The sequence below is a fragment of the Kitasatospora sp. NPDC048407 genome (assembly GCF_043200475.1).
In the GTDB taxonomy this organism is placed as follows: Bacteria; Actinomycetota; Actinomycetes; order Streptomycetales; family Streptomycetaceae; genus Kitasatospora.
On the sequence record NZ_JBICXW010000006.1, the window covers coordinates 281,723 to 297,742 of the forward strand.

Genomic DNA, 16,020 nt, shown 5'->3' on the forward strand with positions numbered 1-16,020 from the left:
CATTGGGATACGGCGAAAACCGGGGCGACTACTGGCGTGCCCGGTACAAGATCGCGCCCGGGAAGTACGGAACCGTGCTCGACGCCCACGGCAAGGCGGTTCGCTACAAGACCAAGCGCGCGGCTGAGAAGGCTGCCGGAATCGCCGAGGACGAAGCCGCCAAGGTTGCCGCTCAGCCGCCCGCCGCGACGGAGCCGGAGCAGATGAGCTTCGGCGAGTACGCGAGCGCCTGGTACGAGGAGCAGGACTTGGCGGCCTCGACCATGCAGAACTACCGCCGCCACATCGAGGAGCACTTGCTCCCCGAGTTCGAGGACGCCCTGATCAGCGAGATCACCAAGGGTGCGATCGACACCTGGGAGCGCAAGGAGCGCGAGCGGGGCTACGCGGCGAGCAGCATCAAGACCTGGCGCGGCACCCTGCATCTGATCCTCGCCGACGCCGTGGACGACGGGCTGCGCGACTCCAACCCGGCCACCCGCCGGCGCGGTCGGGGCAAGCGGGCCGGACGTTCCCGGAACCGCGGTCCCGAGAAGGTGGTGACGAACGCGCTCGGGGTCCTCCTGATCGCGGAGAGGGCGGCCCTGTTGTCCGGCCGGGATGACGAGTTCGTCGCCGTCGTCCTCAAGGGCTTCACCGGCATGCGGTGGGGCGAGATCGTCGGTCTGGAGAGCTCGTTCGTCCGCCCGGCAAGCGTCCGGGTGGAGTGGCAGCTCTACGAGCTGGACACGGGAGAGCTGCACCGCTGCCCGCCCAAGGACGACTCCTACCGGACGATCGACTCACCCGGGTTCTTGTCCGCCCTGCTGGCGGGACAGGTAGCGCGGGCCAAGCGGACGCCGTGCGAATGCCATGGGCTGCACTACCTGTTCAGCGGGCACGGCACCGCGAACGGCGCGGCCCAGCGGCCCGGGGCAAAGCTGTCCGACGTCGCCCGCGCGGCCGGCGTCTCGACCGGCACCGTGTCCAACGTGCTCAACCGCCCGGAGATGGTGGCCGAGCCCACTCGCGTGCGGGTGGAGAAGGCGATGGCCGACCTCGGCTACGTCCGCTGGCAGACGAGCGGCGAGAATGCGGCGCACTGGCGGCGAAACGGGTTCGCCACGTGGCTGTTCCACCCGGCGGCCACCGGCTGGTACCCGAAGAAGGCCCCGGAGGAGGCGCGCCCGGTGCCGGTGCTGGCCGAACCCTGGCCCGGCGTCCCCGCCCGGGGTAGGGGAGCCACGGGGCGTGCTCAGGCGTGCTGGCTGCCGATCGCGCGCGGCCTCACCCCGCACGGGCTGCGGCACTCACACAAGACGATGATGGACGAGCTCCGGACGCCGACGAAGCTGAAGGACGAGCGGATGGGGCATGAGGACGGTTCGGTCCAGGCCCGCTACTCGCACATCACACCGGAGATGCGCCGAGACCTGATGGACGGCCTGACCCGGATGTGGACCGCCGCTCTCGACGTTCGCCGACGGATGGCGCCGGGCTCGCCCGTGACGGTCCTCGACGCGCTACTGAGGGAGCCTCAGCAGTAGACCCCGGGGAGCCGGTTCTCCGGCGATTTTCTCCCAGGATTCTCCCGAGAGCGCTGGGAGAGACAAGCAGGGCCGGTGTTCCCTGAGGAACACCGGCCCTGACCTGCACTTACGAAGTCGGGGTAGCGGGATTTGAACCCACGGCCTCTTCGTCCCGAACGAAGCGCGCTACCAAGCTGCGCTATACCCCGGTCCTGCTTTGTTGCTTTCCGTCTCCGGTGCAACGAGTAGAACTCTACAGGAGGTGGGGCCAGACACGAAATCCGGTTTAGTGGCTGGTCAGCGTGGGGCGGGGGTGAGGGTGAGGAGGGTGGCCTCGGGGGGGCAGGCGAAGCGGACGGGGGTGTAGCGGTTGGTGCCGCAGCCGGCGGAGACGTGGAGGTGGGCGCGGTGGCCGGCGGCGGTGTGGGTGGAGAGGCCCTTGACGCGGTCGGTGTCGAGGTCGCAGTTGGTGACGAGGGCGCCGTAGAACGGGATGCAGAGCTGGCCCCCGTGGGTGTGGCCGGCCAGGATCAGGGGGTAGCCGTCGGCGGTGAAGGCGTCGAGGGTGCGGAGGTAGGGGGCGTGGACGACGGCGAGGGAGAGGTCGGCGTCGGGGGAGGGGCCGCCGGCCACCGCGGCGTAGTCGTCCTGGCGGATGTGCGGGTCGTCGAGGCCGGTGAACTCGATGTCGAGGCCGGCGATGTCGAGGCGGCCGCGGGCGTTGTTGAGGTCGAGCCAGCCGGCCCGGTCGAAGCCGTCGCGGAGCTTCTGCCAGGGGTTGTGGACGGCGCCGGAGATGCCGCGGCGGCCGGTGCCGTCGGGGTTGTTGAGGCCGTGGATGCCGCTGCGCAGGGCCTTGAGGTAGCGGGTGGGGGACTTGCGGGCGGGGCCGTAGTAGTCGTTGGAGCCGAAGACGTAGACGCCGGGGAAGTCCATCAGCGGGCCGAGCGCGTCGAGCGTGGCGGGGACGCCGAGCGGGTCGGAGAGGTTGTCGCCGGTGTTGACGACCAGGTCGGGGCGGAGCCCGGCGAGGCTCTGCAGCCAGCGCTGCTTCTTGGTCTGTCCGGTGACCATGTGGATGTCGGAGACCTGGAGGATCCGGATCGGCCGGGCGCCGGCGGGCAGGATCGGTACCTCGACGCGGCGTAGGCGGAACGAGCGGACCTCGTACCCGGCGGCGTAGACGAGACAGGCGGCGCCGGTGGCGGCGACACCGAGCGGGACGGAGTACAGCGGTCGCATCGGTCCATGGTCGCAGACTGTTCGAAAAGACGGGCAAGCGCCCGGGGGACGCCGGAGGGTGACGGGTCGTCAGCACGAACCGGCAGGTAATGGGGCGGCGTCGGGGCGTGACAGGTGTCAGAATCGGCGGCATGACGACGCTCAAGGAGCAGCTGCACGAGGACCTGACGGCTGCCATCAAGGCACGGGACGAGCTGCGCTCGTCCACCCTTCGGTTGACGCTGGCCTCGGTGACGAGCGCGGAGGTGGCGGGCAAGCAGAAGCGCGAGCTGTCCGACGCCGAGGTGCTTCAGGTGATCGGCAAGGAGGCGAAGAAGCGGCGCGAGGCCGCGGAGGCGTTCGAGGGTGCCGGTCGCACGGAGCAGGCGGCGCGCGAGCGGGCAGAGGGCGAGCTGCTGGACGCGTACCTGCCGAAGCAGCTGACGGACGAGGAGCTGGCCGGGATCGTGGCCGCCGCGGTGGCGGAGTCCGGGGCGAGCGGCCCGCAGGGCATGGGCGCCGTGATGAAGCTGGTGCGTCCGCAGGTCGAGGGCAAGGCGGAGGGCGGCCGGGTGGCCGCCGCGGTGAAGGCCGCACTGGCCGGCTGACCCTCGGCTGCCCCTACAACTGCTGAAGCCGCCCGCCCGGAGACGATCTCCGGGCGGGCGGCTTCAGTGTGTGCGGGGCGCGGTCAGTGGCGGCCGGGCTTGCCGCTGTTGCCGCCGGTGGGCGGCGGGAAGGAGAAGCCGCCGGTGGTCAGGCCGCCGGTCGGAAAGCCGGTGGTGCCGCCGTTGTTGCCGCCACCGCCGTTGCCGCCGCCGTTGCCACCGCCATTGCCGCCACCGTTGCCGTTGCCACCGCCGGTGGTCGCGCCGGCGTTGTCGCCGGAGGGGTCGCCGGGGTTGTCGGTGGCGGGCGGGGTGGTGGTCGCGGGCGGGGTGGTGACGATGTTCTTGAAGCTGGTGACGGGGGTGCCGTCCAGGGCGTCGTTCATGGCCATCTGCCAGATCGGGCCGGGGCCGTCGGCGCCGTAGACCGCCGAGAAGTACTTGCCGCCGATGGTGATGTTCTTCATCGACACGTTGCCGCCGACGCCGCCGAGCCAGACCGAGGTGGCGAGGTCGGGGGTGTAGCCGGTGAACCAGGCGGCGTACCGCTCGTCGGTGGTACCGGTCTTGCCGGCGATCTGGCGGCCGTCGTCGAGGCCGAGGGAGGAACCGGTGCCCTTCTCGGTCACGCCCATCAGCAGGCTGTTGACGTTGTCCGCGGTGGACTGGGACATCGCCTGGTTGCAGTTGGCCTTCGGCACGTCGAGCTTCTTGCCGTCGCTGGTGACCACGGAGGTCAGCGCGATCGGGGAGCAGTACACGCCGCGGGCGGCGAAGGACGCGTAGACCGACGCCATCTGGAGCGGGCTGACCTCCTGGGTGCCGAGCACCATGGAGGGGACCTCCTGCAGCGCCTTGCCGTTGGCCAGGGTGCCGACGCCGAGCTTGTCGGCCATCTGCTTCATCGGGCACAGGCCGGTCTGCTGCTCCAGCTGCACGAAGTAGGTGTTGACCGACTTCTGCATGGCGACCGTCATGTTGTACGGGCCGACTTCCTTTTCGGACTCGTTCTGCACGGTGGGCTTGGAGGTGTCGTTCCAGGTGCCCTGGCAGGTGGAGACCCGGGGGTACTCCATCTTGTTCGGCGAGGAGAGTTCCTGGCTGAGCGGGACGCCGTTCTCCAGGGCGGCCGCGGCCAGGATCGGCTTGAAGGTCGAGCCGGGGGAGAAGCCGTTGCCGCCGCCCATGGCCGCGCCGGCGTTCAGGTTGAGGACGGTCTGCTTCTTGGACTCGTCCAGGCCGTACGGGCGGGTCTGCGCCATCGCGAGGATCTCGCCGGTGCCGGGCTTGACCATGGTGCCGGCGGCGGACACCTTGTCGGTCACGTTGACCTTCTTGGTGACGGCCTTGTTCATGGCCTGCTGCTTGTCCGGGTCGATGGTGGTGTTGATCTTCAGGCCACCCTGCGACCAGAGCTTCTGCCGGTCGGCGGCGGTCTTGCCGAACGCCGGGTCCTGCTTGATCACGTGGCGCACGTAGTCGCAGAAGAAGCCCATGCCGTTGCTGGCGGTGATGCAGCCGTTCTGCGGCTCGGTGTACTTGATGCCCAGGTCGGCGGCGATCGCGGCCTTGGCCTCGTCCGGCGAGATGTGCTTGTACTCCAGCAGCTTGTTGATCACCGTGTTGCGGCGGGTCTGCGCGGCCTGCGGGTGGGTGATCGGGTCGTACGCCGAGGGGTTCTGCACCAGGCCGGCCAGCATCGCGGCCTCGGGGAGGGTGAGGTCCTTGGCGCTCTTGTTGAAGTAGCGCTTGGCGGCGGACTCGATGCCGTACGCCTGGTGGCCGTAGAAGGTGATGTTCAGGTAGTTGGTGAGGATCTGGTCCTTGCTCAGGTCCTCTTCCAGCTTGATGGCGTACTTGAGCTCCTGGATCTTGCGACCCATGCTCTTCTTGGTGGCTTCCAGGAACGCCTGCTGGTCGTCGCCGGCCTGCTCGACGAAGACGTTCTTCACGTACTGCTGGGTGAGCGTGGAGGCACCCTGGGCGGTGGTGCCGGACTCCGCGTTCTTGGTGGCCGCGCGCAGTACGCCCTTGAGGTCGACGGCGCCGTGCTCGTAGAAGCGGTTGTCCTCGATGTCCACCTGGGCCTGGCGCATGATCGGCGCCATCTGCTCCTTGGTGAGGATGGTGCGGTCGCGGTCGTAGACCTTGGCGATCAGGCCACCCTTGGCGTCGTAGATCATCGACACCTGCGAGAGCGTGGGCGTCTTGAAGTCGTCCGGGATGTTGTCGAACGATTCGGCGGTGTCCTTGGCCGTCAGGCCGAACGCGCCGACGGCCGGCAGGGCCATGCCGGCGACCAGGATGCCTGCGAGCACGGCGCTGCCCAGGAACTTGACGCCGAGCCCTGCCTTGTCCAGTGCGGTGCCCTCGGATCGGGTAGCTGCCATGGGGAGAACCCTACGTTGCGGAATCCCGTACAGGGGGGCAGGTGTTCGCCTACGCTTGTCACAGAACTGCGACAGCTTCGCTCTGCTCATCACCGTCACTCTTGTGAGTGATGAGCTTTGTCCGATTCGGGGCATTCTGAGCCACTTTCAGGCGGCTGCACGGCGGGCCGCTGTTGCACACCGTGACGAAAACGCACCATTCGGCCCCCGCAAGGCCCGCGACCTGCAATCACTCCAACGAGTGAGCTGTCGGACACCCATAGTCCGATCGGGTCATTCGAGATTGGGCCGACAGGGGCTGTTGCGTTGTGTCGTTCTTCCGTAACGTCCTCAACTGGCAACGGTGAATATGCCGTTGCCGCCGTGGGGGAGCCCCGAATCGGGAGAGGACGGCGCCGGGATGGGCTGGGTGGACGACTGGAGCGTGCAGGCCGCGTGCCGCACGAGTGATCCGGATGAACTGTTCGTGCAGGGGGCGGCGCAGAACCGCGCCAAGGCGGTGTGCAGCGGCTGTCCGGTGCGCACCGAGTGTCTCGCGGACGCGCTCGACAACCGTGTCGAGTTCGGCGTGTGGGGCGGAATGACGGAGCGCGAGCGCCGGGCGCTGCTGCGCCGGCGGCCGACCGTGGGGTCCTGGCGGAGGCTGCTGGAGACCGCGCGCACCGAGTACGAGGAGTCGCTGGCCACCGGGGTGGTCCTGCGGGACTACGCCCAGGCGGGCTGACGCTCCGTCAAGCAGGGCGGTGCGGTGGGTCGTCGGCTCACTCGGCGGGGGAGCCGAGGCGGTCGCCGATGGCCCGCAGTCCGTCCAGGTCGTGGACGTCTCCGGGCAGTGCGGGCACCTCGACGATCGGCACGTCCGGGTAGACCGAGGCGAAGCGGTCGCGGGTGCGCCGTTCCCGGGTCATGACCTGCATCCGTTCGGCGTGCAGGCGCAGCAGTCCGGCGGCCAGGGTCTCGGCCTCGACGGTCGAGGTGGCGGTGCCGTTCTCCTCCAGCGCCTCGGCGGCGGCCAGCGCGCGTTCCGAGGTGAGCTGCTGGGCGCCGCTGGTGTGCACCCGGTTGAGTACCAGCCCGGCCAGTGGCATGGCGTCGGCGGCGAGCCGGTCGACGAAGTACGCGGCCTCGCGCAGCGCGTCGCGCTCGGGCGCGGCGACCACCAGGAACGCGGTGCCGTCGGCCTTCAGTAGCTGGTAGGTGCGGTCGGCGCGCTCCCGCAAGCCGCCGAACATCGAGTCCGTCGCGGAGATGAACATCTGCACGTCGGTGAGCAGTTGGGCCCCGAAGATCTTGCCGAGGGTGCCGGTGATCAGCCCCATGCCGACGTTCAGGAACTTCATCGCGGAGCGGCCGCCGACCTTGGCGGGGGCGGTGAGCAGCCGGATCACCTTGCCGTCCAGGAAGGACCCGAGGCGGGTGGGGGCGTCCAGGAAGTCCAGCGCGGAGCGGGACGGCGGGGTGTCGACGACGATCAGGTCCCAGCGGTCCTCGGCGCGGAGCTGGCCGAGCTTCTCCATCGCCATGTACTCCTGGGTGCCCGCGAAACCGGCCGACAGCGACTGGTAGAACGGGTTCTCCATGATGGCCCGGGCCCGTTCGGGTTCGGCGTGGGCGAGCACGACCTCGTCGAAGGTCCGCTTCATGTCCAGCATCATCGCCTGGAGTTCGCCGTTCCCGCGGGTGCCCTTGACCACCCGCGGGGTGTTGTCGAGCTCGGTCAGGCCCATCGACTGGGCGAGCCGGCGAGCCGGGTCGATGGTCAGCACCACGGCGCGGCGGCCGCGTTCGGCGGCGCGCAGGCCGATCGCCGCGGCGGTGGTGGTCTTGCCGACGCCGCCGGAGCCGCAGCAGACCACGATCCGGGTCTCCGGGTCGTCGATCAGGGTGTCGATGTCCAGCCCGGTCATGCCGCTCCCTGCCGCTTCAGTTCGCCCGCCAGCCGGTACAGGCCGGCCAGGTCCATGCCCTCGCCGAGCAGTGGCAACTCGTAACTGGGCAGGCGCAGTTGTTGAAGGTCGATGCGCTGGGCGCGTTCCAGTTCGACCCGTTCGGCGTGCTCCCGGGCCTGCTCCAGCAGCGGGTCGAGCAGCGGCTCCACGGCGGCCCGCACGGTCTCCGGCTTGCGCGAACGCCCGCCGAGGCCGGCCTCGCCGAGGGCCAGCGCCACCTCCTCGCGGTGGTCGCCGTGGGCGGCTTCCACCGCCGCCGCGTCCAGTATCGGCGGACGCACCATGTTCACCAGGACACCGCCGACCGGCAGCCCGGCCTCGCGCAGGTCGGCGATCCCGTCCACCGTCTCCTGCACCGGCATCTCCTCCAGCAGGGTGGTGAAGTGCACCGCCGTCTCCGGGGAGCGCAGCACCCGCATCACGGCCTGCGCCTGGGTGTGGATCGGGCCGAACCTGGCCAGGCCCGCCACCTCGGAGTTGACGTTCAGGAAGCGGGTGAGCCGGCCCGTCGGCGGGGCGTCCATCACCACCGCGTCGTACGCCCGCCGGCCGTCCGGGCCCTTGCGGCGGGCCGCCTCGCAGGCCTTGCCGGTGAGCAGCACGTCGCGCACGCCGGGGGCGATGGTGGTGGCGAAGTCCACGAAGCCGACCTTCTGCAGGGCCTTCCCGGCCCGGCCCAGCTTGTAGAACATCTCCAGGTACTCCAGCAGCGCCTGCTCGGTGTCGATGGCCAGCGCGTGCACCTCGCCGTGGCCCTTGCCGGGCAGACCCAGCTGAGCCGGCGTCACGGTCGCCACCCGGCGCTCCTCGTACGGCAGCGCGGCGATCTGGAACAGCTCGGCGATGCCCTGCCGGCCCTCCACCTCGATCAGCAGGGTGCGGCCGCCCTCCGCGGCCAGCGCCAGCGCCAGCGCCGCGGCCAGCGTGGTCTTGCCGGTGCCGCCCTTTCCGCTGACCACGTGCAGCCTGACGCCCTCCCAGTCCGGCTCCCGCGGCGACGCCTGCCCGGTCGGCCCCGCCGTACCGCTGCTGCCCGCCACGCCCGCTCTCCGTCCGTCGCTGCCTGCTCCTGCCGGGGGGACCCCACGGGCACCCCTCACCGCGAGGGTAACGAGCGCGCGCTCCGGATGACGGGACCATCCCGGCCGCCCCGGCGATTGGTGGCCCCTTTGTGTCCCACCTCACACCGGCCCGGGCGGCTAGAGTCACCCCCATGACCAAGTGGGAATACGTCACCGTGCCGCTGCTCGTGCACGCCACCAAGCAGATCCTCGACACCTGGGGCCAGGACGGCTGGGAGCTCGTCCAGGTCGTCCCCGGGCCGAACCCGGAGCAGCTGGTCGCGTACCTGAAGCGCGAGAAGGAGTAGTCATGAGCAAGGTAGAGCAGAAGCTCGCTGAGCTCGGGCTGACCCTGCCCGAGGTGGCGGCCCCCGTCGCCGCGTACGTTCCGGCGCTGCGCACCGGCCACTACGTGATGACCTCCGGACAGCTGCCGATGGTCGGCGGCAAGCTGCCGCTGACCGGCAAGGTCGGCGCCGAGGTCACCGCGGAGGACGCCAAGGACCTGGCGCGGATCTGCGCGCTGAACGCGCTCGCCGCGATCAAGTCCGTGATCGGCGACCTCGACAAGGTCGAGCAGGTCGTCAAGGTGGTCGGCTTCGTCGCCTCCGCCCCCGACTTCACCGGCCAGCCCGGCGTGGTCAACGGCACCAGCGAACTGCTGGGCGAGGTCTTCGGCGACAAGGGCGTGCACGCCCGCAGCGCCGTCGGCGTGGCCGTGCTGCCGCTGGACGCGCCGGTCGAGGTCGAGCTGATGGTCCGCTTCCGCGACTGATCGCACTGCCCAGGGGCCCGTCGCCGCAATGCGGTGGCGGGCCCCTCGCGTTGGGGCCTGTCCGCCCGGGTCGACGGCCGTTAACATCCGTGAACATGCCCGAGATGCCGCCGTCCTGGCCCGCCCGAATCCGCGCCCTGGCCACCGGGGAACTCACCCCCGCCGCGCCCCGGCCCGCCGCCACCGTCGTGCTGCTGCGCGACGGCGCCACCGGCCCCGAGGCGTACCTGCTGCGCCGGCGCACCACGATGGCCTTCGCCGGCGGCATGTACGCCTACCCCGGCGGCGGGGTCGACCCGCGCGACCGCGAGGTACGCCCGCCGTGGGCCGGCCCGAGCACCGCGGAATGGGCCGAGCGCCTGGGCGTGGACGAGCCGACCGCCTGCGCGGTGGTCTGCGCCGCCGTCCGGGAGACCTTCGAAGAGGCCGGCGTACTGCTGGCCGGCCCCGACGACCGCACCCTGGTCGAACCCGGCGACTGGGCCGAGGAACGCGCCGCGCTGGAGTCCCACCAGCTGTCCCTCGCCGACTTCCTGGGACAGCACAACCTGGTGCTGCGCAGCGACCTGCTGGCCGCCTGGGCGCGCTGGATCACCCCCGAGTTCGAGGAACGCCGCTTCGACACCTGGTTCTTCGTCGCCGCCCTGCCGGCCGGGCAGGCCGCCGCCGACACCGTCGGCGAGGCCGACCGGGTCAGCTGGATGACACCCGCCGACGCGGTGGCCGGCTTCCACGAAGGCCGGTTCGGCATGATGCCGCCCACCGTCACCGTGCTCCGCGAACTGACGCCGGTACCCAGCGCCGCCGAGGTACTGACCGCCGCCGCGGACCGCAAGGTGACCCCGGTCCTGGGGCGCGCCGAGCTGGCCGGGGACCGCATGACGGTGCGCTGGCCCGGGTATGACGAACTGACTGTCGACGGCGTGTTCCCGGCGTGAGAGCCTTCCCCCGGGAAGCTCGGCAAAAGCCGCGCCGACCAGCGCCTTTTGGCTGCGACAGCACCGACCGCGTACACCCCGGAAGGAGACCTCCGATGACTCACAACGACGTGGCTCGCCGGACCTCGGCCATGCCCACCCGCACCGTCACCCCGCGCGCCGCGGCCTGCGACGCGCCCGCGCCCGCGGCGACCACCACCCGGCTGCTGGTCCGCGAGCTGCCCGCCCGGGCACTGGTGCGGCCGCTCCCGCTGCGACGACTCAGTCGGGCCGAGGCGGACGCCGCGTGAGCGGTCTGCTTCCGGGCGACCCCGCCGACCACGTCGGCGGGGCCGCCACCCCACGCGCCCAGTGCGTGCTCGCACCCAACCCGTCCCCGATGACGCTGGACGGCACCAACACCTGGCTGCTCTCCGAACCCGGCTCCGACCTCGCCGTCGTGGTCGACCCGGGCCCGCTCGACGAAACCCACCTGCGACGGGTCGTCAGCACCGCCGAACAGCAGGGCAAACGCATCGCCCTCACCCTGCTCACCCACGGCCACGCCGACCACGCCGAAGGCGCCGCCCGGTTCGCCGAACTCACCGGCACCGCGGTACGCGCCCTCGACCCCGCCCTGCGACTCGGCGAGGAAGGCCTGCACGGCGGCCAGCGGCTGGAGATCGGCGGCCTCGACCTGCGCGTCGTCGCCACCCCCGGGCACACCTCCGACTCGCTGACCTTCCACCTGCCCGCCGACGGCGCGATCCTCACCGGCGACACCGTCCTCGGCCGCGGCACCACCATGGTCGCCCACCCCGACGGGCGGCTCGGCGACTACCTGACCTCGCTGCGCCACCTGCACGCGATGGCCGCCGAACACGGCGTCCGCACCGTCCTGCCCGGCCACGGCCCCGTCCTCGCGGACGCACTCGGCGCCGTCGACTACTACCTCGCCCACCGGGCCGGCCGGCTCGCCCAGGTCGAAACCGCCGTCGAGGCGGGCTACCGCACGGCGGCCGAGGTGGTCGCCCGGGTGTACGCGGACGTGGACCGCGCGCTGTGGCCTGCGGCGGAACTGTCGGTGCGGGCGCAGCTCACGTACCTGGAGGAGCACGGCCTCATCTGAGGCGGGTCGCGAAACGCAGGCGGGCGCGAAAACAGGGGCGCTGGGGGTACCCCCCAGCGAAGCGAGGGGGCGGAACTGCGCGAAGCGGAAGGCGACAACAGCGAGATCGCGCCCCGAGCAATCACTTGCACGTGGGCGCGATCTCGCAGCTGAGTACTACCGCGAGCGCCGCGACAGGCGCTCGACGTCCAGCAGGACGACCGCGCGGGCCTCCAGCTTGAGCCAGCCGCGGCCGGCGAAATCGGCGAGGGCCTTGTTGACCGTCTCGCGGGAGGCGCCGACCAGCTGGGCCAGTTCCTCCTGGGTGAGGTCGTGGGCGACGTGGATGCCCTCGTCGGACTGGACGCCGAAGCGGCGGGAGAGGTCGAGCAGGGCCTTGGCGACGCGGCCGGGCACGTCGGAGAAGACCAGGTCGGACATCACGTCGTTGGTGCGGCGCAGGCGGCGGGCGATCGCGCGGAGCAGCGCGATGGAGACCTCGGGGCGGGCGTGCAGCAGCGGGAGCAGGTCGCCGTGGCCGAGGCCGAGGAGCTTGACCTCGGTGAGGGCGGTGGCGGTGGCGGTGCGCGGGCCCGGGTCGAACAGCGAGAGTTCGCCGATCATCTCGGAGGGGCCGAGTACGGCGAGCATGTTCTCGCGGCCGTCCGGGGACGCGCGGTGCAGCTTGACCTTGCCCTCGACCACGACGTACAGCCGGTCGCCCGGGTCGCCCTCGTGGAACAGCGACTCGCCACGGGCGAGCGTCACCTCGGTCATGGAAGCGCGGAGCTCGGCAGCCTGGTCGTCGTCGAGTGCCGCGAACAGCGCGGCGCGCCGCAGAACGTCGTCCACGAGCTTCCTCCTGCTGGTGTCATGGGCAGTGCTATTCACCACCAAGGATGACGCATGTCGCTCCGATCATATGAGGAGGGGGGTGTGCCGGGTGCGGCCTACGCGGCCATTCGCGCACTTGGAGTGACGGTCGCGGCGGCCTGGGTCCGGCGGCGTGTCGCCGGTCGGGCGGACCTGGCGGAACAGCGTGGCGTGCATCGGTTCACTCCCGGGGAGGCGCTGAAAGGGGCTTCCGGGAGCAGTCGATCCGGTTCCGGCGATATAGTCAACTCGGCTTTCTGGCAAGAGAGTTGGCGGCCGTCGTGCCGGTCGCCGGGGCGGCGACGGTCAGCACCGGGCACGGGGCGTGACCGCGGCAGTGGCGCGCGGTGTGGTCGCCGTGCGGGTGCGGCCAGTGGCGGTGCGGGGTGCCGAGCAGCAGCAGGTCGGCCGGGCCGGTGACCGCCGCGACCAGGGCCGGGCCGGCCGCTCCCGTGACCACGGTGGGGCGGACCAGCACGTCGCCCGGCCAGCCGCCGAGCGCGGCGTCGAACGCGGCGTCCAGCAGCAGCCCGGCGGCGCGGGCGGGCACCGCGTCGGACGGGCGGCGGGCGAGCACCGGGACCAGCACGGCGCCGCGCACCGCCGCCTCCATCGCGGCCCGGCGCAGCGCGGCCAGGCTGTCCGGCGAGCCGTCCACACCGACCACCACATGGGTCTCGTTCGGTTCCATGACCGGCCTCCTCGTCCCCCTCCTTCAGTGAACGCCGCCGGCGGCGGCCCGGGCGTCAGGGCGGCGTTGGGAAACCGGCCGCGGGCGTCAGGGAGCCGTCAAGGACGGCCGGGGGCGGCCTGCGGCGCGATCTGCTGGTGCCTGCGGGCCCCGCCGGGGCCCGCGAATTCCGGACGGAGGACGTGATGGAGCAGCGGCCGCGCATCGTGGTCGGGGTCAGCGGATCGCTCGGCAGCCTGGCGGCCGTGCACCGCGCGGTGGCCGAGGCCCGGCGGCTGGGCGGCGAGGTGCTGGCCCTGCACGCCTGGGAGCCGCCGAGCGGCGAGTTCGGCCACCGCCGCTCGCCCTGCCCGCCACTGATGTCGGCGGTGCGCGAACTGGCCGCGACCACGCTGGCCGAGGCGATGGCCGAGGCGTTCGGCGGCACCGACCCCGGCGTCCCGCTCACCGCCCGCACCGTCCGCGGCCGGACCGCCCCCGCCCTGCTGGCCGCCGCCGACCGGCCCGGCGACCTGCTGGTTCTCGGCCCGTCCGGCTCCTGGCTGCACCGCGGCCTGCGCGGCTCCGTCCCCGGGTACTGCGTGCGCCGGGCGAACTGCCCCGTGCTGGTCGTCCCGCGCTCCGAACTCGCCTCCGCCCTGGACGAGGTGAGCGGACGCCTGTTCGCCGCCCGGGCCCTCGACGCGGAGCTGCGCGGGCTGGTGGCGGTGTCCGGCGGTGCCTGATCGGCTGCCCGTCGCACTGTCCGGCGCGGTGGCCCTGCTGCTGGGCGCGGCGACCGCGCTCACGCTCGCACCGCTCGGCGAACTGCGCGCCGGCTGGTTCTCCCTCACCGCGTTCGCCGCCGGGTGCGCCGCCCTCGGCACCCGCTCCCGGCCCGCCGCCGCGCCGCTCGTCGGCCTGGCGGCCTGGCTCTTCCACAACGGCTTCGCCGAACACCGCTACGCCGAGATCGGCTGGGCCGGCCCCGGCCCCGAGGCCGGCCACCTCGCGCTGTTCACCGCGGCGGCCCTGCTCGCCGCCCTCCCGCGGGGCCGGGTGCGCCCCCGGAAGTGAGCACAAGTACAAAGGAGACGGCGGCAGTTCGGGCTGTGGGGGCCCGCTCGGCCGCGAACGGGGCGGCCCGGGTGGTGCGTGGGGGCACTTCCCGGGCCGCTCGCCTGTGCGGGCGTCCACAATGGACGTATGACCGCGCACGAGGACGGCCTGCCCGCGCTCACCCGGCTGCTCGCCCGGGGTGGCGTGGCGGTGCTGAGCGGTGCCGGGCTGTCGACCGAGTCCGGGATCCCGGACTACCGGGGGCCGGACGGGATCCGACGGCACCGGGCGCCGATGACGTACCAGGAGTTCCTGGCGGGGGAGCCGGCCCGCCGCCGCTACTGGGCGCGCAGCCACGCCGGGCGCGCCGTGATCGCCGGGGCCCGCCCGAACGCCGGCCACCTCGCGGTGGCCCGGCTGCGCGCCGCCGGACCGCTCGCGTCGGTGATCACCCAGAACGTCGACGGCCTGCACCGCGCCGCGGGCACCACCGACGCCGTCGAACTGCACGGCGGCCTCGACCGGGTGATCTGCCTCTCCTGCGCCGCGATCAGTCCCCGCGCCGAACTCGACGAACGCCTCGCCGCCCTCAACCCCGCCTTCCGGGACGCCGGTTCACGCATCAACCCGGACGGCGACGTCGAACTCCCTGACGACCTGGTGACGTCCTTCACCGTCGCCGACTGCGCCCGCTGCGGCGGGGTCCTCAAACCCGACGTGGTGTTCTTCGGTGAGAACGTCCCCAAGGCGCGCGTCGAGCACTGCTACCGCCTGGTCGACGAAGCCCGCGCCCTGCTCGTCCTCGGCTCCTCCCTGGCCGTTCTCTCCGGCCTCCGCTTCGTCCGCCGCACCGCGAACGCCGGCAAACCCGTCGCCATCATCAACCAGGGCCCCACCCGCGCCGACGACCTCGCCACCCTCCACCTCGACCGCCCCCTCGGCGAGACCCTGACCGCCCTGGCCGAGCGACTCGGCGCGTAGCCCCGAGCGGCCCGGGCTCACGCCGCCACTGGCGCGGTGAGCTGGCAGATCGCGACGAGCTTCAGCCGTGGCACGACGTAGTGGGTGAGCAGCCCGCCGGTGACGTGTTCGGCGTCGGGCGGATACTCCCGGCTCCAGCTCACTCGTTCACCGCCGCGAACGCGGCTCGGTACAGCTCGGCGACCGTGACGGCGTGCCGACGGCACTCTTCGATGCTCGCCGCGTGGTTGGCGAGGTAGTTCGACCGGTGGTAGGCCCGGGACGTCGCCGGGAGGCGCTCGATCTCCAGCACGGCAGCCCAGTGCGCGACGAAGGAGCGGATGGGCTGGACGCTGCCGGTGGCGGTGGCGGTGGCGGTGGCGGTGGCGGTGGCGGTGGCGATGGCCTCGGCCATGGCTCCGGTCCGGCCCTCGATCATCTCCGGGAGCCGGTCGGGCGCGACCACGGCCAGCGCGGCTTTCAGCGCGGCCGGGGTCTTGTCCGGCCGGGGGATGAGCTCCGTCTCCTCGGACGCGGCCTGGCCCATGACTGGCTCCTCTCCTCTGTTGTGAGGCTACCGGGCCGGACCCACACCCACGGGCCCGGAGGTGGGGCGTCAAGGGGGCGTCAAGGCTGGGGAACCACCCGTATGGGGGGCGTCAGGGACCGTAAATGCGGGCGGCTTCGCTGATTGGCTCTGAGGGCCGGCGAGATACGCAGGCCGTTGTCCCGAGCCACCTTGGTGGATGCCATGTCGGATCTGATCTATGTCGGTGTCACGGTCGCCGTGTTCGCCGTCATCGCCCTGATCGCGCGGGGGGTGGAGAAGCTGTGACCGCGGAGAACATCGTCGGTCTCATCGTCGCCGCCGCGCTGGTCGGTTACCTCGTTCTCGCGTTGATCCACCCGGAGAAGTTCTGA

Annotated in this window: 20 protein-coding genes and 1 tRNA gene; 12 read left to right on the plus strand and 9 right to left on the minus strand. The window is 72.0% G+C overall.

Annotated features, from left to right (window positions below):
- Positions 1-2 precede the first annotated feature (2 nt).
- Positions 3-1,526, plus strand: a complete 1,524-nt coding sequence (locus ACGFWJ_RS15075) for a LacI family DNA-binding transcriptional regulator (protein ID WP_392949293.1) — start codon at positions 3-5, stop codon at positions 1,524-1,526.
- 117 nt (positions 1,527-1,643) lie between these two features.
- On the opposite strand, the gene ACGFWJ_RS15080 is transcribed toward ACGFWJ_RS15075, so the two are convergent.
- Positions 1,644-1,717: transfer RNA gene (locus ACGFWJ_RS15080), tRNA-Pro, on the minus strand.
- Positions 1,718-1,805: 88 nt separating this feature from the next.
- Entirely contained in the window at positions 1,806-2,750 is a 945-nt protein-coding gene (locus tag ACGFWJ_RS15085) for a metallophosphoesterase (RefSeq protein WP_387860748.1), read from the minus strand.
- Between the two features lie 131 nt (positions 2,751-2,881).
- On the opposite strand from ACGFWJ_RS15085, the gene ACGFWJ_RS15090 reads away from it, so the two are divergent.
- Positions 2,882-3,337: a GatB/YqeY domain-containing protein gene (locus ACGFWJ_RS15090; protein WP_387639184.1), complete on the plus strand. Its 456-nt coding sequence runs from the start codon at positions 2,882-2,884 to the stop codon at positions 3,335-3,337.
- Positions 3,338-3,420: 83 nt separating this feature from the next.
- Here the strand turns inward: ACGFWJ_RS15090 and ACGFWJ_RS15095 are convergent, their stop codons facing one another.
- Positions 3,421-5,727 carry a transglycosylase domain-containing protein gene (locus ACGFWJ_RS15095; RefSeq protein ID WP_392949296.1) on the minus strand — a complete coding sequence of 769 codons (2,307 nt, stop codon included), beginning with the start codon at positions 5,725-5,727 and terminating at the stop codon, positions 3,421-3,423.
- 400 nt (positions 5,728-6,127) lie between these two features.
- Between ACGFWJ_RS15095 and ACGFWJ_RS15100 the strand changes: the two genes are divergently transcribed.
- Positions 6,128-6,451 (plus strand): WhiB family transcriptional regulator, encoded by a 324-nt coding sequence (locus tag ACGFWJ_RS15100; RefSeq protein ID WP_380487904.1) that lies wholly within the window; start codon positions 6,128-6,130, stop codon positions 6,449-6,451.
- Between the two features lie 37 nt (positions 6,452-6,488).
- Here the strand turns inward: ACGFWJ_RS15100 and ACGFWJ_RS15105 are convergent, their stop codons facing one another.
- Together ACGFWJ_RS15105 and ACGFWJ_RS15110 are read right to left on the minus strand one after the other, a co-directional pair.
- Positions 6,489-7,634 (minus strand): ArsA family ATPase, encoded by a 1,146-nt coding sequence (locus tag ACGFWJ_RS15105; protein ID WP_392949298.1) that lies wholly within the window; start codon positions 7,632-7,634, stop codon positions 6,489-6,491.
- The gene (locus ACGFWJ_RS15110) at positions 7,631-8,641 is read right to left on the minus strand and encodes an ArsA-related P-loop ATPase (protein ID WP_392949456.1); all 1,011 of its coding nucleotides are present in this window, start codon (positions 8,639-8,641) and stop codon (positions 7,631-7,633) included. The genes ACGFWJ_RS15105 and ACGFWJ_RS15110 overlap by 4 nt, the downstream gene beginning before the upstream one ends.
- Before the next feature lie 248 nt (positions 8,642-8,889).
- On the opposite strand from ACGFWJ_RS15110, the gene ACGFWJ_RS15115 reads away from it, so the two are divergent.
- The 5 genes from ACGFWJ_RS15115 (at position 8,890) to ACGFWJ_RS15135 (ending at position 11,558) form a co-directional block, all read left to right on the plus strand.
- Positions 8,890-9,045 carry a DUF4177 domain-containing protein gene (locus tag ACGFWJ_RS15115; protein ID WP_014136749.1) on the plus strand — a complete coding sequence of 52 codons (156 nt, stop codon included), beginning with the start codon at positions 8,890-8,892 and terminating at the stop codon, positions 9,043-9,045.
- 2 nt (positions 9,046-9,047) lie between these two features.
- Positions 9,048-9,512: a RidA family protein gene (locus ACGFWJ_RS15120; RefSeq protein WP_387639176.1), complete on the plus strand. Its 465-nt coding sequence runs from the start codon at positions 9,048-9,050 to the stop codon at positions 9,510-9,512.
- Positions 9,513-9,607: 95 nt separating this feature from the next.
- Entirely contained in the window at positions 9,608-10,450 is an 843-nt protein-coding gene (locus ACGFWJ_RS15125) for an NUDIX hydrolase (protein ID WP_392949301.1), read from the plus strand.
- 95 nt (positions 10,451-10,545) lie between these two features.
- On the plus strand, positions 10,546-10,740 hold the full coding sequence (locus ACGFWJ_RS15130; protein ID WP_387639171.1) for a hypothetical protein: 195 nt from the start codon (positions 10,546-10,548) through the stop codon (positions 10,738-10,740).
- The gene (locus ACGFWJ_RS15135) at positions 10,737-11,558 is read left to right on the plus strand and encodes an MBL fold metallo-hydrolase (RefSeq protein WP_392949303.1); all 822 of its coding nucleotides are present in this window, start codon (positions 10,737-10,739) and stop codon (positions 11,556-11,558) included. Before ACGFWJ_RS15130 ends, ACGFWJ_RS15135 begins: the two co-directional genes overlap by 4 nt.
- A 156-nt stretch (positions 11,559-11,714) precedes the next feature.
- Here the strand turns inward: ACGFWJ_RS15135 and ACGFWJ_RS15140 are convergent, their stop codons facing one another.
- Positions 11,715-12,389 carry a Crp/Fnr family transcriptional regulator gene (locus ACGFWJ_RS15140; RefSeq protein ID WP_014136744.1) on the minus strand — a complete coding sequence of 225 codons (675 nt, stop codon included), beginning with the start codon at positions 12,387-12,389 and terminating at the stop codon, positions 11,715-11,717.
- Positions 12,390-12,654: 265 nt separating this feature from the next.
- On the minus strand, positions 12,655-13,101 hold the full coding sequence (locus ACGFWJ_RS15145) for a universal stress protein (RefSeq protein ID WP_392949306.1): 447 nt from the start codon (positions 13,099-13,101) through the stop codon (positions 12,655-12,657).
- Between the two features lie 185 nt (positions 13,102-13,286).
- Between ACGFWJ_RS15145 and ACGFWJ_RS15150 the strand changes: the two genes are divergently transcribed.
- The 3 genes from ACGFWJ_RS15150 (at position 13,287) to ACGFWJ_RS15160 (ending at position 15,120) form a co-directional block, all read left to right on the plus strand.
- Positions 13,287-13,826 carry a universal stress protein gene (locus ACGFWJ_RS15150; protein WP_392949308.1) on the plus strand — a complete coding sequence of 180 codons (540 nt, stop codon included), beginning with the start codon at positions 13,287-13,289 and terminating at the stop codon, positions 13,824-13,826.
- Positions 13,819-14,157, plus strand: a complete 339-nt coding sequence (locus tag ACGFWJ_RS15155; RefSeq protein WP_392949310.1) for a hypothetical protein — start codon at positions 13,819-13,821, stop codon at positions 14,155-14,157. Before ACGFWJ_RS15150 ends, ACGFWJ_RS15155 begins: the two co-directional genes overlap by 8 nt.
- A 129-nt stretch (positions 14,158-14,286) precedes the next feature.
- Positions 14,287-15,120 (plus strand): NAD-dependent protein deacetylase, encoded by an 834-nt coding sequence (locus ACGFWJ_RS15160; RefSeq protein ID WP_392949312.1) that lies wholly within the window; start codon positions 14,287-14,289, stop codon positions 15,118-15,120.
- 17 nt (positions 15,121-15,137) lie between these two features.
- On the opposite strand, the gene ACGFWJ_RS15165 is transcribed toward ACGFWJ_RS15160, so the two are convergent.
- Entirely contained in the window at positions 15,138-15,263 is a 126-nt protein-coding gene (locus ACGFWJ_RS15165) for a hypothetical protein (protein WP_392949314.1), read from the minus strand.
- Positions 15,260-15,646, minus strand: a complete 387-nt coding sequence (locus ACGFWJ_RS15170) for a hypothetical protein (protein WP_392949316.1) — start codon at positions 15,644-15,646, stop codon at positions 15,260-15,262. The genes ACGFWJ_RS15165 and ACGFWJ_RS15170 overlap by 4 nt, the downstream gene beginning before the upstream one ends.
- A gap of 284 nt (positions 15,647-15,930) precedes the next feature.
- Between ACGFWJ_RS15170 and kdpF the strand changes: the two genes are divergently transcribed.
- Positions 15,931-16,020, plus strand: a complete 90-nt coding sequence (kdpF, locus tag ACGFWJ_RS15175; RefSeq protein ID WP_043915087.1) for a K(+)-transporting ATPase subunit F — start codon at positions 15,931-15,933, stop codon at positions 16,018-16,020.

What these genes read in the sequence shown, in the direction of transcription:
- ACGFWJ_RS15085 (WP_387860748.1), bottom strand. Translation starts at nt 2,750, where the DNA reads ATGCGACCGCTGTACTCCGTCCCGCTCGGTGTCGCCGCCACCGGCGCC.
- ACGFWJ_RS15090 (WP_387639184.1), top strand. Translation starts at nt 2,882, where the DNA reads ATGACGACGCTCAAGGAGCAGCTGCACGAGGACCTGACGGCTGCCATC.
- ACGFWJ_RS15095 (WP_392949296.1), bottom strand. Translation starts at nt 5,727, where the DNA reads ATGGCAGCTACCCGATCCGAGGGCACCGCACTGGACAAGGCAGGGCTC.
- ACGFWJ_RS15100 (WP_380487904.1), top strand. Translation starts at nt 6,128, where the DNA reads ATGGGCTGGGTGGACGACTGGAGCGTGCAGGCCGCGTGCCGCACGAGT.
- ACGFWJ_RS15105 (WP_392949298.1), bottom strand. Translation starts at nt 7,634, where the DNA reads ATGACCGGGCTGGACATCGACACCCTGATCGACGACCCGGAGACCCGG.
- ACGFWJ_RS15115 (WP_014136749.1), top strand. Translation starts at nt 8,890, where the DNA reads ATGACCAAGTGGGAATACGTCACCGTGCCGCTGCTCGTGCACGCCACC.
- ACGFWJ_RS15120 (WP_387639176.1), top strand. Translation starts at nt 9,048, where the DNA reads ATGAGCAAGGTAGAGCAGAAGCTCGCTGAGCTCGGGCTGACCCTGCCC.
- ACGFWJ_RS15125 (WP_392949301.1), top strand. Translation starts at nt 9,608, where the DNA reads ATGCCCGAGATGCCGCCGTCCTGGCCCGCCCGAATCCGCGCCCTGGCC.
- ACGFWJ_RS15130 (WP_387639171.1), top strand. Translation starts at nt 10,546, where the DNA reads ATGACTCACAACGACGTGGCTCGCCGGACCTCGGCCATGCCCACCCGC.
- ACGFWJ_RS15145 (WP_392949306.1), bottom strand. Translation starts at nt 13,101, where the DNA reads ATGGAACCGAACGAGACCCATGTGGTGGTCGGTGTGGACGGCTCGCCG.
- ACGFWJ_RS15150 (WP_392949308.1), top strand. Translation starts at nt 13,287, where the DNA reads ATGGAGCAGCGGCCGCGCATCGTGGTCGGGGTCAGCGGATCGCTCGGC.
- ACGFWJ_RS15160 (WP_392949312.1), top strand. Translation starts at nt 14,287, where the DNA reads ATGACCGCGCACGAGGACGGCCTGCCCGCGCTCACCCGGCTGCTCGCC.
- ACGFWJ_RS15170 (WP_392949316.1), bottom strand. Translation starts at nt 15,646, where the DNA reads ATGGGCCAGGCCGCGTCCGAGGAGACGGAGCTCATCCCCCGGCCGGAC.